Here is a 389-nt window from a genome sequence, read left to right as displayed (position 1 = left end):
TGCCGTCGCCGCTGGACCGCCCGCCGGTCGTCGCCCGCGCCGATGCGGACACCGATGCCGGTGCCGAAGACGGGCACGCGACCTTGCTGGCGCCGGATCCGTCCGGTCCGCTGGCGGCGCTGGTGTTCAAGTTCGCGCATACCGCGCAGGGGCCGCTGGCCTTCGTGCGCGTGTATTCGGGCACCTTGCGCGTCGGCGACACGGTGTGGACGTCGCATGCGCGGCGTCCGCGCCGGGTCGGGCGGCTGGCGGTGGTGCAGGCGCAGCGCACCCGCGACGTGGCGCAGGCGCAGGCCGGCGAGATCGTCGCCGTGCTCGGCTGGAAGGACGCGGTCAGCGGCGAGACGCTCAGCGGCGTGCAGGCACGGTGGGTGCTGGAACGCATTCGC

1 protein-coding gene is annotated in these 389 nt (G+C 74.8%); it reads left to right on the top strand.

Features of this window, described 5'->3' with window-relative positions; translation table 11 throughout:
- The coding region (locus D180_RS15525; protein ID WP_043091090.1) for an EF-Tu/IF-2/RF-3 family GTPase at positions 1-389 on the top strand (389 nt) is incomplete at both ends.

It is taken from the genome of Xanthomonas sp. SHU 166, from assembly GCF_000364685.1.
GTDB lineage: Bacteria > Pseudomonadota > Gammaproteobacteria > Xanthomonadales > Xanthomonadaceae > Xanthomonas_A > Xanthomonas_A sontii.
This window is presented reverse-complemented; position numbering and strand designations above follow the sequence as displayed.